We start from the raw sequence: 20,687 nt of genomic DNA on the forward strand, positions 1-20,687 counted from the left end.
TATTTGAGTTTGCTAGTGATGAAGCGATTTTTTTGAAATTGTTAACTTAATATGGAATGAAGATAAATGAAATTTTTAATTTGAGAATTGAGAATATGATTAATCTAATGGAAAATTATATCCGATTGCAAATATTCCAGTCGATTGTTTTGCCGCTGGATGAAAGTATCCAGAAATACCAATTTCAAAACTATTATGTCTTCCCACTGCTAATCCTACACTGAAAGGAATATGCATTAAAATAGTGCTTTTATTAAAATTGACGTTTGGTGTAAAGGTTTCAAATTTACCTATCGATGTTCCGATTCCACCTTCAATAAATGGGGCAACCCATGGAATTGGTGCGCAAATACGAACTTTTCCTCCCATTAAAAAAGCATTAGTTGTGACTTTATATTGAGGTTGATTTTGTACATTTTGATCTTTATCAACAGATTCAAAAATGGCGCCGGCGTAAGGTCTTATGCTAAACCACGATTTTAGTCCTATAATGTATTCGCCTTGAAGATAAAGTCCACCTCCCATAACATCAACTTCATCTTGACTTCCATAATCTTCAATGTAATAAGAACTGCTAGATCCATAACCTATTGAGGCTTTTATGAAATTGCCAGTTGTTTGTGCTTGTGTTATTGAAGAAAGTAAAATTGCAAATAGTAAAATGATATACCAGCGTAAAGTTAATGTCATATGGTTTTTTAGTTTTTAATTGGTTGCGACGAATGTAAGATTTATTTTCAGTTTAAAAAATAAAAAAACCGCCCAATCCGAAGACCGAGCAGTTCTCAAAAAAAAAGCATGAATCGATCGATTAATTTGCTCTCATTTTAATTTGTGATAAAGTATTTTGAATACTGTTTAATTGTTTTGAAACGATGTAGACTTGATCATGTTCCAAATGATTTTCTTCGAGTGCCATTTTGTATTTTTCGATAGCGGCTTCTTCACCAGTGATGCAGGCATTTATAATGGCTTCTGTGTCTCCACCTGTAAAGGCAGATTTTATATCAATCCAAGTACGGTGTAAAGCTCCAAGCGGACCTCCGCCAGAAGTATCTGTCGATTTTCCTAGTTTGTTGATTTGGTTTTGTAGCTCTACAATAAATAAGGCTCTTTCGCGGGCGTATTCAAGAAAATCGGTTTTCATTGCTGGATTTTCTACATGTTCCGCTGCATTTGTATATCCTAATTTTCCATCTTCCAGAATTGAAATTAATCCTTCTAAAGTTTTAATGGTTTCTGTTGTGGTTTCTTCTGCATGTGTCATGACCTATAATTTTAAAAATTAATATGTTACAAAGTTTATAATTATAACATGCTTATTTTTATAGGATTACATTTTGAGTTTTATAATATTGTGGAATGGGAATTTTGAAACTCTTTTTTTATTCGCCACGGATTTCTCGAATTTTGCCAATTTTAAATGCTCAAAAATTTTCTTTTGTAGAATGATGTTTCTCGTATGCCGTTTGCGTGAGGGATAGGAGCGATATCCTTTTATGGTGGGGTTCGCCATAAAAGATATAGTGGATAGCCCGGCCGTAGGACACGCAAAAAAAAACAGCTTAAAGTATAAAAGTGATGAAACTTCTGAACCTTAAGCCGTTTTAATAAACTTTAGAATATTGTTATGCAGTCAAAGCTTCTTTGATTCTGCGTAATGCTTCTTTTAAAATATCGTTGCTTGTTGCGTAAGAGAAACGAATACAGTTTGGATTTCCAAAAGCATCTCCAGTTACTGTAGCTACGTTTGCCTCGGCTAAAAGGTACATAGAAACGTCGTTTGCATCTTTAATTTCGTGTCCTTTTAAAGTTTTTCCGAAGAAAGAAGAAACGTCTGGAAATACATAGAAAGCACCTTCTGGAACGTTGATTTTTACTCCTGGAATTTCTTGTAATAATCCAACCACTAAATCTCTACGTCCGTGGAAAGCCTTAACCATTTCGTTTAATACGCTTGGATCAGCATCAACAGCAGTAATTGTAGCTCTTTGTGCTACTGAATTTGCACCAGATGTTACTTGTCCTTGGATCTTTGTACACGCTTTTGCGATAAATTCAGGAGCTCCGATATAACCAATTCTGTATCCTGTCATTGCAAATGCTTTTGCAACTCCGTTTACAGTGATGGTTCTGTCTAACATTCCTGGGATTGATCCGATACTGCAGAAAGTTCCTGAGAAATTAATATGCTCATAGATTTCGTCTGCTACTACATATATATTTGGATGTTTTTCCAAAACCTTAGCCAAAGCTGTCAATTCTTCTCTACTGTAAACAGAACCAGATGGGTTACATGGAGAAGAGAACCACATCATTTTTGTTTTTGGAGTGATAGCGGCTTCTAATTGTTCTGGTGTCATTTTGAAATCGGTTTCAACAGATGTTGGAACTTCAACTGGAACTCCACCAGAAAGCTTTACGATTTCGAAATAAGAAACCCAGTAAGGTGCAGGTAAAATAACCTCATCGCCTTCGTTTAGCATTACTTGCGCAATGTTGTATAATGATTGTTTTGCTCCTGTAGAAACTACAATTTGAGTTGGTTTGTAGTCCAAATTATTGTCTCTCTTGAATTTTCTGCAAATTGCTTCTCTCAATTCTAGGTAACCTTCTACTGGAGAGTAAGTGCTATAATTTTCGTTTACTGCTTTTATTACTGCTTCTTTAATGAAGTCTGGTGTGTTGAAGTCAGGTTCGCCTAAACTTAAGCTGATAATGTCTTTTCCTTGTGCTTTTAATTCTCTTGCCAAAGCGGCCATTGCTAAAGTTTGCGAAGTCGCTAAGTTGTTGATTCTGTCCGAAAGAATATGATTCATTATGAAAATTTTGAATGTCCTTAACTTTGAATGTTTTATTAAGGAAGGTTATTATTAATAGATTTTTTTAGCTTTTTAAACAGATAATTCTGGTTTCATTCCCAATTCACGTAAATGCTTAAAGTGAGCAATGACGGCACTTCGCATTGTTTTGTATTCGTAATAAGGCAAATTGCATTCTTTTGCTGTTTCTTTTACAATTTGAGCAATTTTACCGTAGTGAATATGACTGATATTTGGGAAAATATGATGTTCGATCTGATGATTTAAACCGCCTGTGTACCAATTTACAATTGCATTTTTTGGAGCAAAATTAGTTGTTGTGTACAATTGGTGAACCGCCCAAGTGTTATCCATTTCTCCTAATTCATTTGGAGTTGGATTTGTAGTGTGATCCACAACATGTGCCAATTGGAACACAATACTTAGGATTAATCCAGCTGTGTAATGCATAGCAAAAAAGCCAACAAGCACTTTCCACCATGTAATTCCAATTACGATTGGTAAAACAATCCAGATTGAAACATAAATCATTTTAGTAATGATAAGTGTTGTCCACAAAATCTTTGGATTTTTGGGCTCGCCATAAGATAGTTTTCTCTTTAAATAGTTTCTCATTTGCTTAAAATCGGTTGTTAAAGCCCAATTAAAAGTTAATAAACCGTATAAGAAAACAGAGTAATAATGTTGAAAACGATGAAAACGATGCCATTCTGCATGTTCTGTAAAACGAATAATTCTTCCTGCATCTAAATCTTCGTCATGTCCAGGAATATTAGTATAAGTATGGTGCAATACATTATGCTGTACTTGCCAGTTATAAACATTTCCGGCCAGAACGTAGATTGTTCCGCCCATAAATTTGTTGATCCAGCTTTTAGTAGAGTAAGAACCATGATTTCCGTCATGCATAACGTTCATTCCTACACCAGCCATTCCAACGCCCATGACAATTGATAATAATAACATTACCCAAAACGGCATGTTAAGCGTAAGGATTAAAAAGTACGGAGTTAAAAAAACAGCAAATAGAATAACAGCTTTTAAGTGTAACTTCCAGTTTCCGGTTTTTTTGATATTATTTTCTTTAAAGTAATTGTTAACGCGAGAGTTAAGCGTTCTAAAAAACTTTAAATTGTCTTGCCGTGCAAAAGTTGGAGCAGTGTTATTCATAATTAATTTAAATAGATTTCAAAGGTAATTATTATAAATTTTCAATTTGCAAAATTGAGTTAAATATTTCAATCGTAAAGTAGTACTTTTGTTAAAAAATTATAGCAATGGATGAGATATTGAAATATTTTCCCAATTTGACTGATCTTCAAATCGAACAATTTCAAAAATTAGACTTTTTATACCACGATTGGAATGAAAAAATCAACGTTATTTCGCGTAAAGACATTGATTCATTATATACAAAACACATCTTACATTCATTAGGAATTGCCAAGGTGATGAAGTTCGAACCTGGGGCAACAGTTTTGGATGTTGGAACAGGTGGAGGTTTTCCTGGAATTCCGTTGGCGATTCTTTTTCCTGAAACTCGTTTTTATTTGATTGACGTTATTGCCAAAAAAATAAAAGTGGTTCAAGGTGTTGTTGATGCACTTGAGTTAAAGAATGTAAAAGCAGAACAAAAGCGTGCTGAATTGGTAAAAGGAGACTTCGATTTTATTGTAAGCCGAGCAGTTACTAATATGCCAGATTTTGTTTCATGGATTAAAGATAAAATCAAGAAACAGCACAAACACATGTTAAAAAATGGAATTCTTTATCTGAAAGGCGGCGATTTAACCGAAGAGTTAAAGGATTTTCCAAGTGCTACTTTATATGATTTGGCTGATTTTTTTGAAGATGAATTTTTTGAAACTAAAAAAGTGGTTCACCTTCCCTTAAAATTCAAACCTTAATAACAAATAACCCGATTAGGATATTCTAAGCGGGTTATTTTTTTGAACAAAACTAAACAGTTTAAAAATTACGAAGCCTTTTTCGGAAGATTTAAAAAGCTGTTCGCTTTAAGGTCTAAATTATCAATGAAGGCATGAATAGCATTCTCTGATGCTTCAACTGAATATTCGAATTTTTCATCAAAGAAAAACTCTCTGCAGATTACGGGCTCGTGTGATGAATCGTATACAGCTTCGTCACTTTCGTCCAAAACATCATTTCTGTACGGGTTAGGATGAGAGTGAGTTAAGTTTATAATAGTTTGGGCAAACCAATTGTCAAAGCTTTTCTTTTTTGGTGTAATGTGACGTGCCAGCAATACCAATCCGACAAGATCATTTTGTAAAAAGTAAGAGCCTTTGCGGTATCTTACATCTATCATTCTCACATTCATTAATGCAATCCATAGGGCGCCGTTGACAGAACCAGTTGCTGGGATTTCGAATTCGGTGTCAAATAATAAAGGATTGGTCTGTTCACGATTATTGATAGAGCACCAAAGTGCTTCAATTCGTTTTTGCGTATCATTTGTAGCTTGACTGTAACCTGTAAAACGCCAGTAAACCCATTCTAATAATGCTGCGGTCAAACCAATTGAACCTTTATGATTGATCTGCATTAAGGCATTTTCAAGTTCTTCATTACCTTCAATAGGATCTAAAAGTTTGTTTGTTTTCTTTTTTGTCCATTTATAATCAATCGCATGTCCAATGCTTTTAGATTCCATAATAACTTTAGGAACATTGTTTAAATTTCTCATACTTATGTTTTTTATATTATTTATATACAGTTAAATATTTGAAACAAAATTATTAGTATGAGTTTTTTCTGAATGGAACTAAAAGTTTTTAAAGTATTAAAATAAGCCATTTCAAGTTTTTAAAGTGCTGATTTTTAAATAAATAAGAAAAATACTACAAATAAATATTTCAATGTAAGTAAAAAACAAAAAGCCGATTCTTTATGAGAATCGACTTTTATATTGGGAGGTAAACCTGAAATTTGAAATAAAAAAATTATCCCAAGAAAGGGTATCTGTAATCTTCTGGAGTTACAAAAGTTTCTTTGATAGTTCTTGGAGAAGCCCAACGCAATAAGTTTAATGCAGAACCTGCTTTATCGTTAGTTCCAGAAGCTCTTGCTCCGCCAAATGGCTGCATTCCTACAACAGCTCCAGTTGGTTTATCATTGATATAGAAGTTACCAGCAGAGTTTTGTAATTTAGTAGTAGCCAATTCAATAGCGTAACGATCTTGGCTAAATACAGCTCCTGTTAAAGCATACTCAGAAGTAGTGTCCACTAATTCAAGAGTTTCTTCCCATTTAGCATCTTCATAAACATAAATAGTAATAACTGGTCCAAATAACTCAGTTTCCATTGTAGTATATTTTGGGTTTGTAGTAACAATAACTGTTGGCTCAATAAAGTATCCAACCGATTTGTCATAATTTCCTCCAACGATGATTTCTGCGTCAGCATCTTTTTTAGCTTGATCAATATAACTAGCTAGTTTATCGAAAGAACCTTCGTGAATAACTGCTGTAATGAAGTTTCCGAAATCTTCTGGAGACCCCATTTTCATAGATTTTACATCAGCAATTAATTGCTCTTTTACAGCTGGCCATAAGCTTTGTGGAATATAAGCTCTAGAAGCAGCAGAACATTTTTGTCCTTGGAATTCAAAAGCTCCACGAGTAATTCCTGTAACAACTTGTTTTACGTTTGCGCTTGGGTGAGCAATGATAAAATCTTTACCTCCAGTTTCACCAACGATTCTTGGATATGTTTTGTAATTGTGGATATTTGCGCCAATTTTAGCCCAAATATCTTTAAATACGTGAGTTGATCCTGTGAAGTGAACACCAGCAAAATCTCGGCTTGCTAAAACAGTGTCTGTAATCATTAAAGCATCTCCGAAAACTACGTTGATAACTCCGTCAGGAACTCCAGCTTCTTTGAAAACATCGATGATAACTTTAGCAGAGAATACTTGGCTATCACTTGGTTTCCAAACCACAACGTTACCCATCATAGCAGCACTTGCAGGAAGGTTTGCAGCGATCGCAGTAAAGTTGAATGGAGTAATAGCGTAAACAAATCCTTCTAATGGTCTGTATTCGACACGGTTCCAAACAGAAGAATCTGATTTTGGCTGATCGTTGTAGATTTGAGTCATGAACTCAACATTATAACGTAAGAAGTCAATTAATTCACAAGAAGAATCAATTTCTGCTTGATGGATATTTTTAGATTGACCAATCATTGTAGCGGCGTTGATACGAGCTCTGTATGGTCCAGCGATAAGTTCAGCAGCTTTTAAGAAAATAGCAGCACGCTGTTCCCATGCCATGTTTGCCCATTTTTTTCTTGCTTCAAGAGCATTCGCAATAGCTTTTTCGATATGTTGTTTTTCAGCTAAATGGTATTTTCCAACAACGTGTTTATGGTCGTGTGGAGCTGTAATGTTTCTTGTATTTCCAGTTCTAATTTCTTCGCTTCCAATATATAAAGGAACGTCAATTTGAGAATTCCACATTGTGGTATAAGCAGCTTGAACAGCAGCTTTTTCTGGTGAGTTTGGTGCGTAGCTCTTTACAGGCTCGTTTACCGCTTTTGGTACATGAAAAAATCCTTTAAGCATGTTATTTAAATTTGTGAATTAGACAATTTAAAGTTAGACGATTTGTTTTGTTACGAATAATCTAACGCTGCACAAAAGTACAAAGGATAAATTAATAAATTGACAATTTTATGATTAAGATAACGATAAAAGCTATAGATGTAGACTATATCTTAATTTAATGCAAAAGGAGCACACATTCTAAAAGTAGGTACAATTACTTTGAATGTTTTCGTTGTAGTAAAATTGATCATATTGAAATGACCTTTCATTGCGCCATAAGGAGACGATAATAAACAACCTGAACTGTAAGTATGGTTTTCGCCAGGTTTTAAAACTGGTTTTTTGCCTATTACACCTTCACCATCTACAACTTCTAAATCATTTAGAGAATCAAAAATTTCCCAATGGCGAGAAGTTAATTGTACAGAATCTTTACTATGATTTTCGATCGTAACTACGTAGCTAAAAGCAAAATGAATCTTGTAGTTTTTGAAGTATGTGCCTTCAAAACTAGTCAAAACAGATATTTTTATGCCTCGTGTAATTTGAGAAACCATACTAACGCCGTATATATGTGAGTGTTATAGAGGCAAAGCTACAAAAAAAAATCGTTTAATCTAAAACCTTAACATTGTTTTAATTGACTATATTGATAGAGTTTGCATTTCCTTTTCCGATTACACGCTGATAACGGTCTGTAGCTTCTTTGTAATACACCAAGATGGTGTACTCGTTTTCAGTCTGATAAAAGTTTCCGTCAATGGCATTTTCAAAATCAACAACTCCTTTTTTATCTGCAACTGTGTATTGAAAATTTGTAAAACCTTGCTTAATCATAATGGCTTTTTCAAAAACTCCTTTATCATTATTGTAGTCCATTTTATATTCTGGAGAAAGACTGAAGTTATTAAACATTCCAGAAATATAAATGTCTTTGTTCATTCTAAAAGCAGGAGCAGAGAGTGTAAAATAAACCCAAGCATAATCGGCTTCAATATCGTTGTTAGAACCGTTGATGTTCTTTACCACAAAGTTTCCGTTTACATCTTCATAATTTGTATAAATCTGATTTCCTCTTGCAGCGTTAGTATACAGAAACGAATTGTAAATATCATTGTTAGAGCCTACTTTGGCTACATTATTACTAGCCGCCCGTATGTCTTTGTTTTCAAAATATAAAAACTCATTTCCGCCCCAAAATTGGGTTTCTTTGTCGTATTTGTAAACTAGCTGATTGCCAATTGTGTATTGAGGAACAACATTTTTTATCTCGGTATGAAAGTTTCCGTTTTGCAATAAAAGCACTTTTACATTTTGCAACGGGGTTTGAAATACAATATCATTAGATAAAATAGCAAAATCCAAATTCTGTTTGTAGTCAATATTGCTGAGGTTACGGCTTCTTTTTACTTGAACTCCAACGGTACAATGGTTTTCATGTAAAATAAATTTTCTTGAGAAAACAACTTCTCGGTCTTCATTAAGAATTCGCAACATATAATTTCCCGAAAGCTTCAATAGCTGCGTAAACTGATTAGGGAAAGAAAGTCTATAATGTGTATAAACCTGCAGCGTATTGAACGAATTGGAAAAATCGGTAATTCTCTGATTATCCATTCCAAGAATATAGTCCGTTTTTGGAATTTGTGTTGGAATCCAGTTATAATCGCAATGAATAACTTCAAAGTAATAATTGGCTTCATTACCAAACAAATCATCAAATTGAAAGGTAAATGCAGAACCCAATTCGAAAATTGGCGAAACATTACTGCCATTCTGAATAAACGAAACGGTTTTAATATTATAAGGAGGATCGATTTCTTTTTCTTGAGCTTTCGCTAAAGTGAAAATAAAAAGAAAAATAAAGCTTGTAAATAAAAATTTCTGCATCTTAAAACATTGTAAGATTGTAAATATAACAATTTTATACAACGAAAAAGATGCCGTTCTATTGGATTTAACGATTAATTTCCTAAAATATATTCTAAGTTGCCTTCAATTTCATCATTGATATAACTTTCTTCTAAAAGCGAGTCAGACAATAATTTTTTGTTTTCCTGTAGTTTGATGATTTTTTCTTCAACCGTATTTTTAGAAATAAAACGGATCACATTTACTTTATTCATTTGCCCAATTCTGTGCGCACGTGCAACACCTTGTTTTTCTGCGAAAGGATTCCACCAAGGGTCTAAGAATAAAACATAAGAAGCCTTTGTAATATTCAAACCAACACCTCCCGCTTTAAGCGAAATAAAGAATAACAGCGGATTTTCTTTTTCTTGAAACATTTTAACCTGCTGTTCCCTCTTATCTGCAGGAGTTTCGCCTGTAATTTCGCAGAAATCTATTTTGTTTTCCTTGCACCAATCGGTATAAAAATTTAAATTGGTAACAAACGAACTGAAAATGATGACTTTCTGTTTTGCTTTTACTAAGTTTTCAAGATAATTGGTAACCGCAATATATTTTCCAGAATCAACTTCAGATTCCTGATCGACCATTTTTGGGTGGTTACTCAATTGTCTCAGCTTCATCAAAGTGTTAATGATATTGATTTTGTCTGGACCAGAACCGTCAGTTTTAAGCAAGAAATTACGAGCCTTAGATTTTTCTTTCTCGTATAATTTCTCTTGTTCGGAATCCATGTCGCAGTAATAAATCTGCTCTGTCAATTCTGGTAAATCTTTTAGAACCTGTTCTTTGGTTCTTCTTAAAATATAAGGAGCGATAAGATTTTTTAATTCTGCTAAAACTTCTTCATTTTGCTTTTTCTCAATCGGATTTTTGAAATTTTCCATAAAAAAAGCATAACTGCCCAAAATCTCAGGATTGATAAACTGCATTTGTGACCATAAATCGTCAAGCGAATTTTCGATCGGTGTACCGCTCAGAGCAATTTTATGTCCTGTACTGATTTTATTTATAGCTTTAAAAATCTTAGAATTTTTGTTTTTGATGTATTGACTTTCGTCCAAAATCAAATAGCGGAAATCGTATTTTTCTAAAATAGATATATCTCGATGAATGATGCTGTAGCTTGTAAAAATCAAATCGGTCGAATTGATTCTGCTTGCTAAAGATTTTCTGTCGTTACCCACGTATTGCATTTTTGAAAAATGAGGAGTGAATTTGCCAGCTTCATTAAACCAGTTAAAAACCAACGAAGACGGAAGAACAATCAAAGCTTTTAATGGTTCTCTTTCAATCGTAGTTTCATTGGCAAACAAATCAAAATTGGTAGTTTTGGTTGTAAAGCCTAATTGTTCTTGTACCGAAACCAAAACAGACAAAGTTTGCAGTGTTTTTCCAAGTCCCATGTCATCGGCCAAACACGCGCCCATATTGGAATTGAAATGTCCTAAAAGCCATTTTACCCCCTCAATTTGGTACGGTCTTAAAGTTGCTTTTATTAAGTCAGAACCAGTAAATTCGGCTTGATGAATTTGATCTAAATCACTGTCAATTTCAGAAATTCCGTCTAAAGCCGTAAAATTGCTTTTACGCAATAAAAGAACGCCATTTTCTGTTTTGGCTAATTTTGCCAGCGAACCGTATTTGCTGAACCATTCTAGCGGAATCAAAAAGTAGTTTCCGTCAGGCAAAGCAAAAAGCCTTTCTTTGCTTTTTATGTTTGGAATAATTTCGCTGAAATTGATTTTATAATTTCCAACGGTAATTATTATTCTAATGTCGAACCAATCACCAGCAGTTTCTTTTGAAGCAGAAATGGTATAATTTTCCGTAATGATTTCTTTGCTTTCCAGTTTTAGGTTGTCAATAGTAAAACCTAAATTTTTCAGTTCTTCTTTATGATCAATAATCAGCTGAACATTGATGAAAGGATCTGTGTTTTCAGCCTCTGAATTTAATCCAAATAATTCGTTTTTGATTTTGGTTAAACCAATTCCATTTAATTTTTCGATATATAAACTTTCTTCAGAACTTCTTTTAAACTGAATGATTTTAGGTTCATTGGCAATACTGAAATCTACAAAAGAATGTGTTTTTTTTGTTTTGCTCGCATCAAATGAATATCCGTTATAATCAAAATAAAGATTAAGATAATAGCAGTTTTTAAAGAAATCATGAATAGGCTGAATCGTACACGAAATAATTTTGTCACGAAGTTCAATCTCAAAACCTGTCGCTTCAATATCAATTTTCTTTGCGATTTGCGGAATAAAGCTCTTGAAGTAATCATCAACTAATTTTGATGGTATTTCAATAGATTTTTTCTTTAAAAAAGGCATAAGTTTTTTAGAGTTCAACTCTTTTAATTGCCCCAATTTTTTATTGATAATCAGCCAGCCTGGTTCGTCTAAAAGAATGTCAACTTTGCTGTCCATTGGAGGGAAAATTGTTTCATTTTCCTTTAAAGATAAAGTATAGGTAATGCCCTCGGAATGTTTGTCAAACTGGATCTGAGGCTCAAAATCAAGCGGGTAGATGCTGACTCTTGAGCGGTAAAAATCTTTTTCAGGTCCAAGATTTAAAGACAGAGGAAATTGTTCTTTTACAATCAAATCATAAAACGAACTTAAATTGAATTTTAAGTGCTGACGAATGGCAAATTCAATTTTTGAATCTTTTTGTAAGTCAGCAATTGTTTTAGCGGACTTAATTTTAGCGCCAAATTTTTTAAAAATAAATTCAGGTTTAAGAGAATCGCAAGCTGTTAATATTCTTTTTGAATTGGAATCTAAATTATCAAAAGTGATTCCGAAACTTTCAAGTACATCTGGACTTGCTTTTTTGTCTAAATATTTGATATCGTTAGTATTCTCAACGATGTAGGCGGTTGGAATATAGACATTCAGATTTTTTTCCAAACTGATGTCAAAACAGAACTGAAATGATTTTGTAGGTTCCAAGATTTAGGGATTTGGTTAGGCTTGTAATTTAGATTTGGGCAAAAAAATAAAAGGAGTTTTCAAATTATTACTATTTTGAAAACTCCTTTTAAATGAACTTATATCACTTATATGGTGAAAAAGAATTAGTTTTCCTGTTTAAAGCAAAGCGGAATAATCTCGCCTTTTGCTAAACAGTATTTTTCAACCAATTCTGGTGCAATTTTGTTAGTGTAATCTTCTTCAATCACAATAAAACCAATACTTCTTAATTTATCGAAATAATCGCGTCCGTAAACACGAACGTGATCGTATTGTCCGAAGATTTTAGCGCGTTCTTTCTGATCTGTAATCGAATCATCTGCAAAAGTAACGTCACGAGATAAATCCTGAGGAATTTGAAGAATCGCCATTCCGCCCGGTTTTAAAACTCTGTATAATTCCTGCATTGCTTTTGTGTCGTCTGGAATGTGCTCTAAAACGTGATTGCATAAAATAACGTCGTATTCGTTGTCTTTGAAAGGCAAATTACAGATATCTGCTTTTACATCAGCCAATGGCGAAAGTAAGTCAGTTGTGGTGTAATCTAAGTTTTTCTGCTTGCGAAATCTTTTATAAAAAGCTTGTTCTGGAGCAAAATGCAATACTTTTTTTGGCGCTGTAAAAAAATCGGTCTGATCGTTTAAATACAGCCAAAGCAAACGATGTCTCTCTAAGGAAAGTGTACTTGGTGAAAGTACATTATTACGTTGTTTTCCGTATCCGTAAGGTAAAAATGATTTGAAGCTTTTTCCGTCAATAGGATCTGTAAATTTATCTCCTTTTAAAGAGAAAGCTAAAATTGGACGCGCCACATAACTCAAACGAATTAATAATGGTCTTGGAATAGTATTTAAAACTAATTTGAAAAGTTTTTTCACAGGTTTGATTCGGGTTGTATTATAGTACTAAAGGAACTTGTCTGAATTCGTCTTCTTCGTTGCTTTCGATACCTAAAGCTTTGTAAATGTATTGGAAAGTAGATAATAATTCAGGTTTTCCGTCAACTAAAGCTACATCGTGCTCAAAATGCGCACTAGGTTTGCCGTCAGCAGTCAAGATTGTCCAGCCGTCTTTAAGTTGTTTAATGTTTCTAGTTCCCATGTTGATCATTGGTTCGATTGCTACGACCATTCCTTCAACAAAAAGCTTTCCGCGTCCTCGTTTTCCGTAATTTGGCATTTCTGGTTCTTCGTGCATTTTTTGTCCGACACCATGTCCAACCAATTCACGAACTACTCCGTAACCGTGAGCTTCAGTATATTTTTGAATCGCATTTCCAACATCTTCTACACGATTTCCAGCTTTAAATTCTCTAATTCCAACGTAAAGAGATTCTTTAGTAACACGTAAAAGTTTTTTAACTTCTGGTGCAACTTCTCCAATTTCGAAACTGTAGGCATGATCTCCATGGTAACCATTTTTGAAAGCGCCACAATCAACCGAAATAACATCACCATTTTTTAGAGGAACATTATTAGGAATACCGTGAACAACCTGAGCGTTTGGGCTCATGCAAAGCGAATTCGGGAAATCGTATAATCCAAGGAAACTTGGAACTGCACCGTGATCACGAATAAATTCTTCGGCTAATTTGTCAAGATATAATGTTGTAACTCCTTCTTTAATTTCAGAAGCAATCATTCCTAATGTTTTTGATACGATTAAAGCACTTTCGCGCATTAATTCGATTTCTTCTCTAGTTTTCTGGATAATCATATTTTTCCCATTTTCAGTTGGCAAAAGTACAATTTTTATCTCATTTTTTGCGCAAAATTTTTAGCCACGAATTTCGCGAATTTGCACAAATGATTTAGTCAAAGAATTTACGGTAAAAGCAATTGATGAAAATTGGAGGAATTAGTGGCAAAACTATTATCTCCAAAAAAAGCCGTAAATTAGTAATACAAACGCTTATAATTATGGAAACTATTATAGATCGAGATATTGCCAAAGTAAAAGCTCTTAAGAAAATGAAGAGAAATGCTTTGGGACTTTTGGGCGTCGCAGTGTTGTTATTTATAATTGCTATTTACTTTAAAATTCCGATGCTTCAGGCTTTTAGTGAAGCCGCGATGGTGGGCGGAATTGCCGATTGGTTTGCTGTCGTGGCATTATTTCGCCATCCGATGGGAATACCGATTTGGCATACGGCAATTATTCCGATTAAGAAAAATGAAATTGGAGAGAACTTAGGAAATTTTGTTTCTGAAGAGTTTTTAGATAGAGAAAAATTAGAAATAAAATTAGACGAATTCAATTTTGCAACTAAAGCTTCAGATTGGCTTTCGAAAGAAGAAAATGCAAATAAAATTGCCAATGCAGTTGCTGTAAATGTAATTCCGGGAATTTTAAGAACCATTAAAGATGAGGATGTAAAAAGATTTATTCAGGTTCAATTTAAGGAAAAAATAGAAGGAATTAATTTCGGAAATTGGGTTGCCGTTGCTTTAGAACCTTTGCAAAAAGGAGAATTGAAAAATCAGATGCTGACGAATCTTCTCGAAGTTATGGGCACTGAATTGACTAATAATAAAGATTTAATTAGACAAAAAGTAAAAGCTTCGACTCCCCTTCTAAGTTTTGGACTGGCAGATAAAAGCATTACTGAAGGTGTTTTTAATGGCTTGCAAGATTTTTTAAATGAAGCCAAAAAGCCAGAAAGTGCCGTTCGTTTAAAAATTGACGAATACATTTTTAACTTCTTAGAAAAGGTAAAGAATTCAGAAGAAATGAGAATTAAAATCAATGATATCATTTTGGGTTTTGTCGGAAAAAAAGAAGTTCAAGATTACATCAACGGAATTTGGGATGAAATTAAATTATCCATTACAAAAGATTTGAGCAAAGGCGACGATTCTTCTATTAAAAATAGCATTGCAGGATTAATTCAGACTTTTGGAAATGGAATTAAAGAAGACGCAATAATGATTGATAAGATCAATAATTTTATTAAAAATGATTTATTGTCAATTCTTTTAAATAACAAAAAAGTGATTGGGGATTTGATTTCGTCAACCGTAAAAAGTTGGGACGGAAAAGAAGTTTCTGAAAAACTAGAATTAGAAATAGGAAAAGATCTTCAATATATCAGAATCAACGGAACATTAGTTGGTGGTGTTATTGGACTTGTGATTTATGGGGTTGAACAATTGTATCATTATTTTATAATGTAATAATCACAATTTTGTCATTTCGAGGAACGAGAAATTGCACTAGAAATTCCGCAAAGATTGTGATTTGTCTGAGGAATTTCTATTGCAATCTTTCGTTAAATATCAAAAAAGTAAATAAATTCTATTTTTAACTTTCAATTCTCTTTTTTACAATCTCTAAAAGCTCTTCTTTCGTCATAAAAGTTTTTAGGAAATCTTCTAAATTCCCTTCATTAGTAACTTCTCTAAAAAAAACTTCATGATCTGTACCAAATAAAGTTGGGTTTTCAGGATTTGGATCGGATAAAGTGATATAAAAATTATCGGGAAAACCATAGCTTGTAACCAGTAAAATAAAATCGGGTGTTGGGTTATTGGTAACTTTTATGATTTCACTTAAATCAGTTTCTTCATCTATAAATTCATCATTCCATTCTTTATAATCTTCTGTGCCTTCTTTGAATGGAGTAAAAGGGTAAGCTTGCCAAAACATTTGTCCAAATCCTTCTTCTGTTAATCTAAAATATTTTTGAATGATTTTGTCGTAGAAAGACTCTTTGTTTTCTTTAAACATGGCTTTGTTTTCGTCAATGAAATCGCTAATTCCGAAAATAGGTTCTTCTTCTTCGGAAGTTGACCAAGGTGTGTCTTTTGGTCGTTGATATAAAACCGTATCAAAAGTTATAGATTGTAAATCTTCCTGTAACGAATTGCCTTTTACATTTTCTATATTTCCTCCTAATAACTTAATTCTATCTAAAATCTCTTTCTTCATTTTTCATTTGATTTTAATGATGACACAAAAGTAAGATTTTTCTTTTAAATTACGTGAAAAATGGATTTTTATGAACAGACTTGAAAACAAAAAAGAGGCGAATTCTAAAAAATTCGCCTCTTTTTATATAAAGAAAAAAATATTTCCTATAATAGTGAATGACAAGTCATTGCATTTGGCTGTTGCACGCCCATTAATTCTAAAATTGTTGGAGCTATATCGCCTAACACACCATCTTGAATGCTCTTCAGTTGTTTGTCAACTAAAATAATCGGTACGGGGTTTGTTGTGTGAGCTGTATTTGGAGAACCATCAGGATTAATCATTGTTTCGCAGTTTCCGTGATCAGCAATTACAATTGTAGTGTAATCGTTAGCAAGAGCCGCGTCAATAACTTTTTTCGCGCAAGCGTCAACCGCTTCACAAGCTTTAATTGCAGCTTCCATAATTCCAGTGTGACCAACCATATCTCCGTTTGCGAAGTTTAAACAAACGAAATCAACTTCACCTTTGTTTAATTCTGGAACAAGAGCATCAGCCAATTCGTAAGCACTCATTTCTGGCTTTAAATCGTAAGTTGCTACTTTTGGAGAATTTCTTAAGATTCTTTCTTCACCTTCAAAAGGAGTTTCTCTACCTCCAGAGAAGAAGAATGTTACGTGTGGATATTTCTCGGTTTCAGCAATTCTGATTTGTTTTTTGCCCGCTTTTTCTAAAACCTCACCAAGAGTTTCCGTAATATTATCTTTATTGTAAACTACTTTTACGTTTTGATACGTTTCGTCGTAGTTTGTCAATGTTACATAATATAGGTTTAGTTTGTGCATGTTCTGCTCGTGGAAATCTTGCTGAGAAAGCGCTTCAGTAAGTTCACGTCCTCTGTCAGTTCTAAAGTTAAAGAAAATTACAACATCGCCTTCAACAATTGTAGCAAGAGGTTTTGCATTTTCATCAACAATAACAACAGGTTCGATAAATTCGTCAGTAACGTCTTTTTCATAGCTTTCCAAAACACTAGAAACAGGATTTGTTGATGGAGTTCCAACACCGTTTACTACAAGATCGTAAGCTAATTTTACACGTTCCCATCTTTTATCACGATCCATTGCATAGTAACGGCCAATGATAGAAGCGATTTTTACAGGAGTATCTTTAATGTAATCTTCTAGATCATGAATGTATTTTGCTCCAGATTTTGGGTCAACATCACGTCCATCTGTAAAAGCGTGAATATAAACCTGATCTAAACCATATTCTTGAGAAGCATCGATTAAGCCGCGAAGGTGTGAAGTATGTGAGTGAACACCACCATCTGAAACTAATCCTAAAAAGTGCACTTTTTTATTGTTGTCTTTAGCATAAGTAAAAGCGTCAATAAGAACTTGCTCTTTTGCTAAAGTTTTGTGTTCTACAGCTAAATTTATTTTGGCTAAATCTTGATATACAATTCTTCCTGCACCAAGATTCATGTGTCCAACTTCACTATTTCCCATTTGGCCTTCTGGCAAACCAACATTTAATCCGTCAGTTCTAAGTTGAGCGCTTGGGTAATTTTTGTAAAGACTGTTTATAAAAGGAACATTTGCATTGTCGATTGCAGATACTTTAGGGTCAGGAGATTTTCCCCAACCGTCTAAAATCATAAGGATAACTTTTTTGTTCATTACTTTTTTGTTTTCTACAAATATAAGGCATTTCTAAAGTTTGAAAACTGAGGAATGTTACATTTATATTTAATAAAATGAACTATAAAAAAAAATATTGATTTAATTGAAGAAGCCTTTATTTTTTGAAATTAATTCACGCTAAGCTCTTTTTCTGATCTTATTTTTGACAGCATTGTAGTCAATAAAGTATTTTACATTAATAGAAAAGATGTGTTTTAGTCTACATTACTTAATAGTCATGACACATTATGCTCGAAATCTTTATTAATAACTCATTCAAAACTAGTAATGTTGTATGTTTTGAATTTACGATTTTCATTTTGTTTTACTTTTTTTAAGAAACGGGTTAAAACGTTGTGATTTTTAGCGTAAGATAAAATCTTACAGAAAGGTCGTTTAGTGTTAAAATTTAAACAAAAAACACCTGAAAATCAGGCTTGTATTTTGCACGGTATGATTTTTTTATATTTTTGCGATACCCAAATTTTTGTTTAACCTAAAGAAATTCAATGATTTACAAAATTTATCCGTTATTTGTGTTTTTGCTATTGTCTTTTGGAAAAGATTCGAAAAACACAGCCGATCTTAAAAAAAATGCCACTGTAAAGGCGATTGCTAAAGTCGAAAAAGTTACAGTAGATTCTAAAATTGAGAGCGTTTATAACTCGTTAAATTCAAACAGCTTTAAAATGCCTGAGCTTAAAACTTTCTCGGAAGCTTTAAAAGGATTTTATTTGTTGAAAGAAAGAGGAGTGATCAAGAAAAATATCCTAACATTAATTGATTTCAGTTTGTCATCAAACACTAAACGTTTGTGGGTGATTGATTTAACTAGCAATACAATTTTGTTTAATTCGCTTGTAGCTCACGGTAGAAATACGGGAGAAGAATTTGCTTCAGCATTTTCAAATCTTAATTCATCATTTAAAAGCAGTTTAGGTTTTTATGCTACTGGCGAAATTTATCAAGGAAAACATGGTGCTTCTTTGCGTTTAGATGGTTTAGAAAATGGCGTAAATGACAATGCTCGCGAAAGAGGCGTTGTAATGCACGGTGCAGATTATGTATCGGAATCTTTTATCAGAAATCATAAAAGATTAGGGAGAAGCCAAGGCTGTCCAGCAGTTCCAGTTGAATTGACAAATGAGATTATAGAATTAATAAAAGACAAATCGTGTTTGTATATCTACCATCCGTCAAGAAGTTTTGCGATGGAAGAGAGGCTAATTTCTTAATTGCTTATATAAATCCGAATCTAAATCATAAATATCAGCTCTAAAAATGAGCTGATTTTTTTTGCTCCATGCTGTCCAATACCATTGGTATAAAGCGTACTTTTTGGTAATCTTGAAACTCATTGTTGTTTTACTCGCAATAATAGTGTCAATTCTGTCTTGAGGCCAGTTTCCGTCAACATCTAATATATGTTGGGCAAGTTCTAATGGATTTTCAACACGTACACATCCAGAACTCATAGAGCGATTATTGCGCCCAAAAATATTACGGTGATTTGTATCGTGAAGATACACGCTGTGATGATTTGGGAATAAGATTTTCATTAATCCTAACGAATTGTCATAACCAGGACTTTGCACATAGCGATAGTTGTTAGGTTTGTTTTCATTCCATGCCATCGGAGAAACTACCTTGCCGGCAGTATCATAGATAGTGATATTCTTATTAGCCAAATAATTTCGGTTTCTTTTCATAGCCGGAACCACATCTTCTTTTAAAATTGTCGGAGGAACAGTCCAAGTTGGATTAAAAACAACCGTTTTTAAAAAAGAAGTAATAATAGGAGTTTTTCTTTTGCTGGTTCCTACTACAATATTTCTAACTAAAGTGGTGTCCTTATTTTCGACAACATTTAAGCTGTAATCGGGAATATTAATAATGAAATAGTTTTCGGCCAATTCTGACGGATACCATCTCCAACGCTCCAAATTGGCAATAATCTGTTTTTTTCGATCTTCTTTAGAATAATTTAGAGCACGAATAGTTCCAGCTCCGATAACTCCATCTGCAGCTAAACCGTGCCTTTCTTGGAATCTTTTTATGGCTTCAAAAGTTTTGTGGTTGTAAATATTGCTAAGGCTATCTTTTCCAGACATGTCATTCCAGTACAAAAGCCTTTTTTTAATGTTTGTTAAAGCGGGATTAGTATCGTTTAAAACAATTTTATCAGTTGCTTCAATAGTTTTTACGTTGTCATCTGGGAAAGTATTGATGATTTCCAATGCTTTTAGGAGTTCTTTGTATGTTTCTGTTTTAGGCTGAATATTTTCTACAATGCTATCTAATTTATTTTTGTTGAATCCTTTAATTAGAACAGAATTCACATCAAATTCTTTTTCGTCCAAATCCCAATTGGTATACAGCTTCTTAGGATCTAGCTTTCCTTTATATATATGATTTAGATATTTTTCAAAATTATAAGTCAGCAAAATATCATACGTAGCCAAATCTTTATCGTTTAACGAAGCGACTTTGCTTTCAAACTTTTTCAGCTGAGATATTTTATAATCTTCTGGTTCTAAGCCTAATTCTTCTGATTTTTCTAATTGTGCTAAAACAAAAGTTCTCTTTTTAATGTTTCCCCATACGGTTTGATTCTCAGATCCGGCATAAAACTGTTTTAAGGTTTCACTTTTATAAGCTCCTATTAATGCTGTGTCTATTTCAACCGTTCTCTCGTCAGTAAGTATAATTGCTGGCACCTTTTTTTTGATAATAGGTGTAGGTTTTGGGTCTTCTTTTTTACATCCCAAAAAAAGGCATATTACTACTAAAGAGTAAAATATTCTCATT

General features: G+C 33.4%; 17 protein-coding genes. 3 read left to right on the forward strand and 14 right to left on the reverse strand.

Annotated features, from left to right (window positions below; all coding sequences use genetic code 11):
- Window positions 1-99 precede the first annotated feature (99 nt).
- From ACNRYB_RS08325 to ACNRYB_RS08340, 4 genes are all read right to left on the reverse strand, one after another.
- A complete protein-coding gene (locus ACNRYB_RS08325) occupies window positions 100-690 on the reverse strand; it encodes a hypothetical protein (RefSeq protein WP_473729758.1) in 591 nt (196 codons plus the stop codon).
- A gap of 121 nt (window positions 691-811) precedes the next feature.
- Window positions 812-1,267, reverse strand: coding sequence for a ferritin-like domain-containing protein (locus ACNRYB_RS08330; RefSeq protein WP_066032728.1), 456 nt, complete (start codon window positions 1,265-1,267; stop codon window positions 812-814).
- Between the two features lie 361 nt (window positions 1,268-1,628).
- Window positions 1,629-2,819: a pyridoxal phosphate-dependent aminotransferase gene (locus tag ACNRYB_RS08335; RefSeq protein ID WP_129746461.1), complete on the reverse strand. Its 1,191-nt coding sequence runs from the start codon at window positions 2,817-2,819 to the stop codon at window positions 1,629-1,631.
- A 75-nt stretch (window positions 2,820-2,894) separates the two neighbouring features.
- A complete protein-coding gene (locus tag ACNRYB_RS08340; protein ID WP_473729759.1) occupies window positions 2,895-3,992 on the reverse strand; it encodes a fatty acid desaturase family protein in 1,098 nt (365 codons plus the stop codon).
- Between the two features lie 107 nt (window positions 3,993-4,099).
- On the opposite strand from ACNRYB_RS08340, the gene rsmG reads away from it, so the two are divergent.
- The gene (gene rsmG, locus ACNRYB_RS08345) at window positions 4,100-4,729 is read left to right on the forward strand and encodes a 16S rRNA (guanine(527)-N(7))-methyltransferase RsmG (RefSeq protein WP_473729760.1); all 630 of its coding nucleotides are present in this window, start codon (window positions 4,100-4,102) and stop codon (window positions 4,727-4,729) included.
- Window positions 4,730-4,797: 68 nt separating this feature from the next.
- Here the strand turns inward: rsmG and ACNRYB_RS08350 are convergent, their stop codons facing one another.
- The 7 genes from ACNRYB_RS08350 to map all read right to left on the reverse strand — a co-directional run bounded on the left by ACNRYB_RS08350 (window position 4,798) and on the right by map (window position 14,001).
- The gene (locus ACNRYB_RS08350; protein ID WP_473729761.1) at window positions 4,798-5,529 is read right to left on the reverse strand and encodes a hypothetical protein; all 732 of its coding nucleotides are present in this window, start codon (window positions 5,527-5,529) and stop codon (window positions 4,798-4,800) included.
- Window positions 5,530-5,785: 256 nt separating this feature from the next.
- Window positions 5,786-7,411: an L-glutamate gamma-semialdehyde dehydrogenase gene (gene pruA, locus ACNRYB_RS08355; RefSeq protein WP_473729762.1), complete on the reverse strand. Its 1,626-nt coding sequence runs from the start codon at window positions 7,409-7,411 to the stop codon at window positions 5,786-5,788.
- 152 nt (window positions 7,412-7,563) lie between these two features.
- Entirely contained in the window at window positions 7,564-7,950 is a 387-nt protein-coding gene (gene apaG, locus ACNRYB_RS08360) for a Co2+/Mg2+ efflux protein ApaG (RefSeq protein WP_008467225.1), read from the reverse strand.
- 79 nt (window positions 7,951-8,029) lie between these two features.
- A complete protein-coding gene (locus ACNRYB_RS08365) occupies window positions 8,030-9,283 on the reverse strand; it encodes a type IX secretion system plug protein (protein ID WP_473729763.1) in 1,254 nt (417 codons plus the stop codon).
- A gap of 74 nt (window positions 9,284-9,357) precedes the next feature.
- Window positions 9,358-12,264: a DEAD/DEAH box helicase gene (locus tag ACNRYB_RS08370; RefSeq protein ID WP_473729764.1), complete on the reverse strand. Its 2,907-nt coding sequence runs from the start codon at window positions 12,262-12,264 to the stop codon at window positions 9,358-9,360.
- Window positions 12,265-12,389: 125 nt separating this feature from the next.
- On the reverse strand, window positions 12,390-13,163 hold the full coding sequence (locus tag ACNRYB_RS08375) for a class I SAM-dependent methyltransferase (RefSeq protein ID WP_473729765.1): 774 nt from the start codon (window positions 13,161-13,163) through the stop codon (window positions 12,390-12,392).
- Window positions 13,164-13,182: 19 nt separating this feature from the next.
- A complete protein-coding gene (gene map, locus ACNRYB_RS08380) occupies window positions 13,183-14,001 on the reverse strand; it encodes a type I methionyl aminopeptidase (RefSeq protein WP_286969718.1) in 819 nt (272 codons plus the stop codon).
- A gap of 203 nt (window positions 14,002-14,204) precedes the next feature.
- Between map and ACNRYB_RS08385 the strand changes: the two genes are divergently transcribed.
- Window positions 14,205-15,458, forward strand: coding sequence for a DUF445 domain-containing protein (locus ACNRYB_RS08385; protein ID WP_473729766.1), 1,254 nt, complete (start codon window positions 14,205-14,207; stop codon window positions 15,456-15,458).
- 127 nt (window positions 15,459-15,585) lie between these two features.
- Here ACNRYB_RS08385 and ACNRYB_RS08390 read toward each other — a convergent pair whose 3' ends face one another.
- Both ACNRYB_RS08390 and gpmI read right to left on the reverse strand, forming a co-directional pair.
- Window positions 15,586-16,212 (reverse strand): hypothetical protein, encoded by a 627-nt coding sequence (locus ACNRYB_RS08390; RefSeq protein ID WP_473729767.1) that lies wholly within the window; start codon window positions 16,210-16,212, stop codon window positions 15,586-15,588.
- Between the two features lie 146 nt (window positions 16,213-16,358).
- Window positions 16,359-17,876, reverse strand: coding sequence for a 2,3-bisphosphoglycerate-independent phosphoglycerate mutase (gpmI, locus tag ACNRYB_RS08395; RefSeq protein WP_473729768.1), 1,518 nt, complete (start codon window positions 17,874-17,876; stop codon window positions 16,359-16,361).
- Between the two features lie 512 nt (window positions 17,877-18,388).
- Here gpmI and ACNRYB_RS08400 point away from each other — a divergent pair.
- Window positions 18,389-19,114, forward strand: a complete 726-nt coding sequence (locus tag ACNRYB_RS08400; protein ID WP_473729769.1) for a murein L,D-transpeptidase catalytic domain family protein — start codon at window positions 18,389-18,391, stop codon at window positions 19,112-19,114.
- Here the strand turns inward: ACNRYB_RS08400 and ACNRYB_RS08405 are convergent.
- The gene (locus tag ACNRYB_RS08405; protein ID WP_473729770.1) at window positions 19,103-20,686 is read right to left on the reverse strand and encodes a L,D-transpeptidase family protein; all 1,584 of its coding nucleotides are present in this window, start codon (window positions 20,684-20,686) and stop codon (window positions 19,103-19,105) included. The genes ACNRYB_RS08400 and ACNRYB_RS08405 overlap by 12 nt on opposite strands.
- Window position 20,687 lies beyond the last annotated feature (1 nt).

The organism is Flavobacterium sp. CR10, assembly GCF_055814415.1.

Bases quoted from the DNA above. Each gene is read 5' to 3' on its own strand.
- apaG (WP_008467225.1), bottom strand. From the start codon at position 7,950: ATGGTTTCTCAAATTACACGAGGCATAAAAATATCTGTTTTGACTAGT.
- ACNRYB_RS08385 (WP_473729766.1), top strand. From the start codon at position 14,205: ATGGAAACTATTATAGATCGAGATATTGCCAAAGTAAAAGCTCTTAAG.
- ACNRYB_RS08325 (WP_473729758.1), bottom strand. From the start codon at position 690: ATGACATTAACTTTACGCTGGTATATCATTTTACTATTTGCAATTTTA.
- map (WP_286969718.1), bottom strand. From the start codon at position 14,001: ATGATTATCCAGAAAACTAGAGAAGAAATCGAATTAATGCGCGAAAGT.
- ACNRYB_RS08400 (WP_473729769.1), top strand. From the start codon at position 18,389: ATGATTTACAAAATTTATCCGTTATTTGTGTTTTTGCTATTGTCTTTT.
- ACNRYB_RS08340 (WP_473729759.1), bottom strand. From the start codon at position 3,992: ATGAATAACACTGCTCCAACTTTTGCACGGCAAGACAATTTAAAGTTT.
- gpmI (WP_473729768.1), bottom strand. From the start codon at position 17,876: ATGAACAAAAAAGTTATCCTTATGATTTTAGACGGTTGGGGAAAATCT.
- ACNRYB_RS08365 (WP_473729763.1), bottom strand. From the start codon at position 9,283: ATGCAGAAATTTTTATTTACAAGCTTTATTTTTCTTTTTATTTTCACT.
- ACNRYB_RS08390 (WP_473729767.1), bottom strand. From the start codon at position 16,212: ATGAAGAAAGAGATTTTAGATAGAATTAAGTTATTAGGAGGAAATATA.
- pruA (WP_473729762.1), bottom strand. From the start codon at position 7,411: ATGCTTAAAGGATTTTTTCATGTACCAAAAGCGGTAAACGAGCCTGTA.
- rsmG (WP_473729760.1), top strand. From the start codon at position 4,100: ATGGATGAGATATTGAAATATTTTCCCAATTTGACTGATCTTCAAATC.
- ACNRYB_RS08335 (WP_129746461.1), bottom strand. From the start codon at position 2,819: ATGAATCATATTCTTTCGGACAGAATCAACAACTTAGCGACTTCGCAA.
- ACNRYB_RS08330 (WP_066032728.1), bottom strand. From the start codon at position 1,267: ATGACACATGCAGAAGAAACCACAACAGAAACCATTAAAACTTTAGAA.
- ACNRYB_RS08405 (WP_473729770.1), bottom strand. From the start codon at position 20,686: ATGAGAATATTTTACTCTTTAGTAGTAATATGCCTTTTTTTGGGATGT.
- ACNRYB_RS08350 (WP_473729761.1), bottom strand. From the start codon at position 5,529: ATGAGAAATTTAAACAATGTTCCTAAAGTTATTATGGAATCTAAAAGC.